The 5,489-nt window shown below is 69.3% G+C and carries 5 protein-coding genes and 1 tRNA gene; 2 read left to right on the top strand and 4 right to left on the bottom strand.

Annotated elements, in window-relative coordinates; translation table 11 throughout:
- Positions 1–144, top strand: a 144-nt coding sequence (locus I73_RS31320) for a universal stress protein (protein WP_148289661.1), incomplete at its 5' end; no start/stop codon positions are given.
- Between the two features lie 46 nt (positions 145–190).
- Here I73_RS31320 and I73_RS02915 read toward each other — a convergent pair.
- Positions 191–1,096: a dienelactone hydrolase family protein gene (locus I73_RS02915; protein ID WP_022979248.1), complete on the bottom strand. Its 906-nt coding sequence runs from the start codon at positions 1,094–1,096 to the stop codon at positions 191–193.
- 126 nt (positions 1,097–1,222) lie between these two features.
- On the opposite strand from I73_RS02915, the gene I73_RS02920 reads away from it, so the two are divergent.
- Positions 1,223–2,728 carry a Ppx/GppA phosphatase family protein gene (locus I73_RS02920; RefSeq protein WP_022979249.1) on the top strand — a complete coding sequence of 502 codons (1,506 nt, stop codon included), beginning with the start codon at positions 1,223–1,225 and terminating at the stop codon, positions 2,726–2,728.
- A 31-nt stretch (positions 2,729–2,759) separates the two neighbouring features.
- Here I73_RS02920 and I73_RS02925 read toward each other — a convergent pair whose 3' ends face one another.
- The 3 genes from I73_RS02925 to I73_RS02935 form a co-directional block, all read right to left on the bottom strand.
- A complete protein-coding gene (locus I73_RS02925; protein WP_022979250.1) occupies positions 2,760–3,116 on the bottom strand; it encodes an ArsC family reductase in 357 nt (118 codons plus the stop codon).
- A 2-nt stretch (positions 3,117–3,118) separates the two neighbouring features.
- Positions 3,119–4,939 carry an OPT/YSL family transporter gene (locus I73_RS02930; protein ID WP_022979251.1) on the bottom strand — a complete coding sequence of 607 codons (1,821 nt, stop codon included), beginning with the start codon at positions 4,937–4,939 and terminating at the stop codon, positions 3,119–3,121.
- A 230-nt stretch (positions 4,940–5,169) separates the two neighbouring features.
- A tRNA-Lys gene (locus tag I73_RS02935) sits at positions 5,170–5,245 on the bottom strand.
- Between the last annotated feature and the right edge of the window lie 244 nt (positions 5,246–5,489).

Consider the following 5,489-nt stretch of genomic DNA (forward strand, 5'->3'; position numbering starts at 1 on the left):
CATCTGCGACCTGGCCAGGACAAGGGCTGCGATCTGGTCGTGATGGCCTCGCACGGCCGCCGCGGCGTCAGCGCCCTGCTGCTGGGCAGCGAAACCCAGAAGGTGCTGACGCACTCGCCGCTGCCCGTGCTGGTGGTGCGCTGAGCGTCCCCCGGGCGGCTCATCCCGAGCCGCCCCTCTGCCTGGGTTGTCAGGCCACGCCGTGGGTCTTGAACCAGGCCAGACACTGCTTCCAGCCGTCCTGGGCATCGGCCTGGCGGTAGCTGGGCCGGTAGTCTGCATGGAAAGCATGCGGTGCGTCCGGGTAGACGATGAAGCGCGACTCACGCGCAGCGGCGTTGCCACCGGCCAGCACCTTCTTCATCGCCTCCACCGTGTCCAACGGAATCCCGGTGTCCTGACCGCCGTACAGCCCCAGCACCGGTGCCTTCAACTCGGCCACCAGGTCCAGCGGATGGCGCGGCTGCAGCGGGTTGGTCGGCCCCGTCAAACGCCCGTACCAGGCCACGCCGGCCTTGACGGCCGCGCTGTGCTCGGCAAACAGCCAGGTGATGCGCCCGCCCCAGCAGAAGCCAGTGATGCCCAGGCGGGTCGTATCCTGCCCCTGGGCCCGCGCCCAGGCCACGGTGGCATCCAGGTCGCCCATGACCTGGGCATCGGGTACCTTGGACACCAGTTCGGACATCAGCGCGCCGATGTCGGTGTAGCCCGCCGGGTTGCCCTGGCGCTTGAACAGGTCCGGTGCGATGGCGCAGTAGCCCAGCTGGGCAAAGCGCCGGGCCACATCGGCAATGTGCTCGTGCACACCGAAGATCTCGCTGATCACCAGCAGCACAGGGTGCGCGCCGCTGCCCTGCGGCATGGCGCGGTAGGCCGGCATCTGGAAGTCGCCGACCGGGATCTGCACCGTGCCGGCCACCAGGCCGTCGCTGGGCGTCTGGATCACCGTCTGGGCGGCCACCGGCAAGGTGGCGGCGGCAAAGCCCAGCCCCACGCCGGCCTGCACCACGTCGCGGCGCGTGGGTGAGGTCGGGGCGGCCCCGTTGGCCTTCTGCAACAGGGCCTGGGCATCGTCCAGCAGCGGGGTGTCGGGCATGGTGTTCTCCTGGGTGGATCTGGATTCCGGTCGTGACCGGGCAGGGTCTGAACGATTCTAGAAGTCGGCCCAAAGACCGCCCCGCCGGCCCGGGGATGTCATCGTCAAGGGGCACAATCCCGGCCCATGTCCATCGCTTTACCCTCCCCCACCGGTCTGCTCGCAGGCATCGACATGGGGTCGAACAGCTTCCGCCTCGAAATCGGCCACCTGCGCGACGGACGCTACCGCCGCCACGCCTACCTCAAGGAAACCGTGCGCCTGGGGGCTGGCCTGGACAGCGAGGGCATGCTGACCGATGAGGCGGCCGAGCGGGGCCTGGCCTGCCTGCGCCAGTTCGCCCGCAACCTGGGCGGCTTTCATCCGGCGCAGGTGCGGGCCGTGGCCACCCAGACGCTGCGCGAGGCCCGCAACCGCGATGCTTTCCTGCACCAGGCGCAGGCGGCGCTGGGCTTCCCGATCGAGGTCATCTCCGGCCGCGAGGAAGCGCGGCTGATCTACGCCGGCGTGGCCCATCTGCAGCCCTCCAACCAGCCCCGGCTGGTGGTGGACATCGGCGGACGCTCCACCGAGCTGATCCTGGGCGAGAAGCGCCAGCCCATCGAAGCCGAGTCCTTTCGCGTGGGCAGCGTCAGCCTGTCCATGCGCTACTTCCCGGACGGTCAGTTCACCAGCGAAGGCTTCCGCGCCGCCCAGGTGGCGGCCGGGGCCGAGTTCGAAGAAGCCCTGGCCCCTTTCGCTGCGACACGCTGGGATCAGGCGCTGGGCTCTTCCGGCACCGCGGGTGCGGTGTCCGACGTGCTGCGCGCCTGTGGGCAGACCGACGGCAGCATCACCCCGGACGGCCTGCGCTGGCTGATGGCGCAGTGCATCGAGGCGGGCCACGCCGATCGGCTGGACCTGCCGGGCCTCAAGCCTGATCGGCGCCCGGTGCTGGCCGGCGGTCTGGCCATCCTGTACACGCTGGCCACCCACTTCCAGATCGAGGCCCTGCAGCCGGCCAAGGGTGCCCTGCGCCAGGGTGTGATCGTGGACCTGCACGACCGGCTGCTGGCGCGTCAGCGCCAGCGTGGGCATGACCTGCGCGAGGACAGCGTCAAGGCCCTGCAGCACCGCTTCGGCGCCGACGTTGAGCAGGCCCAGCGGGTGGCGCGCCTGGCCTGCATCCTGTTCGAGCAGGTGGCCCCGCGCGACGCCGAGGAAGAACGCATCGAGCTGCGCTGGGCCGCCCTGCTGCACGAGATCGGTCAGATGGTGTCCCACCATGACCACCACCGCCACAGCGCCTACCTGCTGGGCCATGTGGATGCGGCCGGCTTCTCGCAAAGCCAGCAGCGCCGCCTGGCCGATCTGGTGCTGGGCCAACGCGGCGGCCTGCGCAAGATGGAAGAGCTGGTGCGCAGCGAGCTGATGCTGTGGCAGGTGCTGTGCCTGCGGCTGGCCGTCATCGCCTGCCACGCCCGGTCCGACGTGCCGGAGCAAACACTGCGGCTGCAGCGCCAGGGCCGCATCGCCCGTCTGGCCTTCCGCAAGGAGTGGGCGGACACCCATCCCCGGACGGTGCACCTGCTGGAAGAAGAACAGCAGGCCTGGGGCCGTTCGGAACTGGCCCTGACCCTGCACCTGGGCTGAGGCCCCGCCGACCCGGACCGCAGCGGCTGTGTCAGCCCAGGCGGGCGGCCCAGTCCGCGGCGTCGAAGCCCACGGTCACGCGGCCGTCGGGCCACTCCACCACCGGGCGCTTGATCGCGCTGGTCTGCTCACTCAGCAAGGCCATGGCGCTGGCCGCATCCACCACCGCGGCCTGGGCCGCGGTATCGAGCTTGCGCCAGGTCGTGCCCTGCCGGTTCACCAGGACTTGCCAGCCCAGGGCCTGCACCCAGGCGGCCAGGCGCTCGGCCGGCACGCCCTGCTTCTTGAAGTCGTGGAACACGACCTCCACGCCCTGGCCGGCCAGCCAGGTGCGGGCCTTCTTGACAGTGTCGCAGTTGGGAATGCCGTAGAGGGTCACGCCGGCCATGCTCAGCCTCCCGCCAGCACGGTGCTCAGCAGACCGGCGATGCCCAGGCCCAAGGCCGCCAGTGCATCCCCGGCGATCAGGCCGCCGCCGATCAGCGAGGTGTTGCTCATGTCCTCCGGCACCTCGGCATCGCCCGGCTGGGGCTTGGCCTTGGGCAGCGAGTTGACCGCGCTGGAGATGACCCCGCCGATGGCGAACCAGGCCGAGGTGTTGAGGTTCACGAAGCCGCCGAAGGACCAGGCATAAGGCGAAGGCAGCAGCACCGCATCCAGCACGAAGTCGGTGGCGAAGCCGCCCTTGCCCGAGGCCACGAAGCGCTGGTAGCCCGCATTGCGCTTGAGCAGCTTGCGCGCCAGCTCCACCGCGAAGCCGATGCCCACGCCGACCCAGATGGCCGTGCGTTGGTAGGGCTTGTCATCGGTCAGGCTGCGCAGCACGCCGACGAACTTGTAGGTCATGGCGGCGCTCCATTCCGAGGGCTGCTCACCGGCCCTCATCACCGTCTGGTCCAGCAGCAGCACCGGGTAGGCGGCCATGAACAGCTTGGCAAAGCCCACCGCCACGATGGCCCCCACCACGATGCCCGCCACCTGGTAGCGAAACTGCAGGGTGCGGCTGGTGCCCAGGCGGGCGCCGGTGGAGCGGTCCTGCTGCATGTCGCCGGCCACGCTGACCGACACCAGCAGCACCGTGCCGGCCATCAGGCCGATGGTCGGGTCCTTCAGACCCAGGGCCGCCATCATCACCACCGACACCACGAAGGCCGAGGAGATGGGATTGGAATCGCTGATGCCCTGCGAGATGCCGTTGACCATGGCGAACAGGAAGACCAGCAGCACCGCGAACACCAGGTAGCCCACCGGCTGGCCCAGCACGAAGTGGCCGGTGCAGACCACCGCCACCGCCCAGAAGGCCACCCAGCTGAACACGCGGCGGGTGTCCACCCGCTTCCAGGCTTCCTGGCTCTGCGCGGGGGCCGGGGTGCGGCCGGTCAGCCGCTGCCAGGCCTGCCAGAAGATCAGGCTCAGGTCGATGATGGCCGCGCCCATGATGGTGCCCAGCGCGATCAGGAACATGATCTTGCGGGCCGGGTCGCCCTCGTGCAGCCAGCCGATCGAGATGAAGTACGGGATCAGCGCCCAGCCGGTCAGGCCAGCCACCAGGGCCGGGATGCCGATGCGCGCGCCCACCAGCAGGCCCGCGCCCAACGTGGAGGTGGACAGCTCGATGGCCGCCATGAAGGGCAGCTTGGCCGCCGCGATGCCGCCCAGCAGGCCCGCGCCGATGCCGGTGCCCAGCTTGGCCACCGAGCGGCGCAGCAGCACCGGGTCGGTCAGCGCGCGCAGGATGTTGGCCACGGCGAAGCCCGAGGGGTAAGGCAGCTGCAGCTTGTCCACCAGGATGGGCGTGTAGAGCATGCCCACGCCAGCGCCCAGCATGCCGATGCACAGCATGTAGAGCATCAGCTGCCACACCGGGGGCTGGGGCATGCCCATCCAGACCATGGCCTGGATCAGCACGCCCATGGCGCTCAGGCCCGCCACCGAGGCGGCCGAGGTCTGGATGAAGTTGGCGCCGTGCTTGCCCTCGGCGCCATAGCCCAGCGTGACCACCGAGCCCAGCAGGCCCGCCAGCACCTGCCCGCCGACGAAGAAGCCCAGCGAGAAATTCATGTAGGAGGCGGTCACGCCCCCCAGGGGACCGAGGACGAACACGCCCAGGGACAGCAGCAGCAGGTGGTACTTCCGGGTGCCCTGGCGAGGAAGCCAGGCCCAGCGTTGGCCGTCCGGGGTGGATGCGGCGGGAGAAGACAGGGTCGTCATCGGGTCAATGCGTGAATGCGGCGGGTTGCCGAAAGCCTGGCAGCCCGCCCCCGGGACCGATGCGCCCGAACACTGCCACCAGGACAAAACCCCGGAGTGTGCGGCCAAGTGATGCACCGCGCCAGGGGTTGAACCTGGGGGGAAGCCAGAACCGTGCCAGGCAGACGCCCAGCGCCCTCCAGACGCAAAAAAAGGACTGGCCTTGCGGCGAGTCCTTTTTGCAGAAATTTTGGTGGGCCCTGTAGGATTCGAACCTACGACCAACGGATTAAGAGTCCGCTGCTCTACCAACTGAGCTAAGAGCCCCACTCGGCTTCAGCCACCCGCAGCCGCTTGAAAAAGCCGCTGCAATCAACTGAAGCGCTCATTCTAATACGGATTTTTGGCTGTGATCAAGCCCCCTTGGCCCATTGCGCCAGGGTGTGCTGCAACAGCACCTGGGCCATGGCCTCGCGGGGTTGCACGGCCTTCGGCACCCCCGCTTCCACCAGCAAGGGCGCCCTCCGCCTCATTGGGTGCGCGGGAACACACCGTCAGCTCGGGTCGCAGG

This window comes from Ideonella sp. B508-1, from assembly GCF_000333615.1.
Taxonomy (GTDB): domain Bacteria; phylum Pseudomonadota; class Gammaproteobacteria; order Burkholderiales; family Burkholderiaceae_C; genus Ideonella.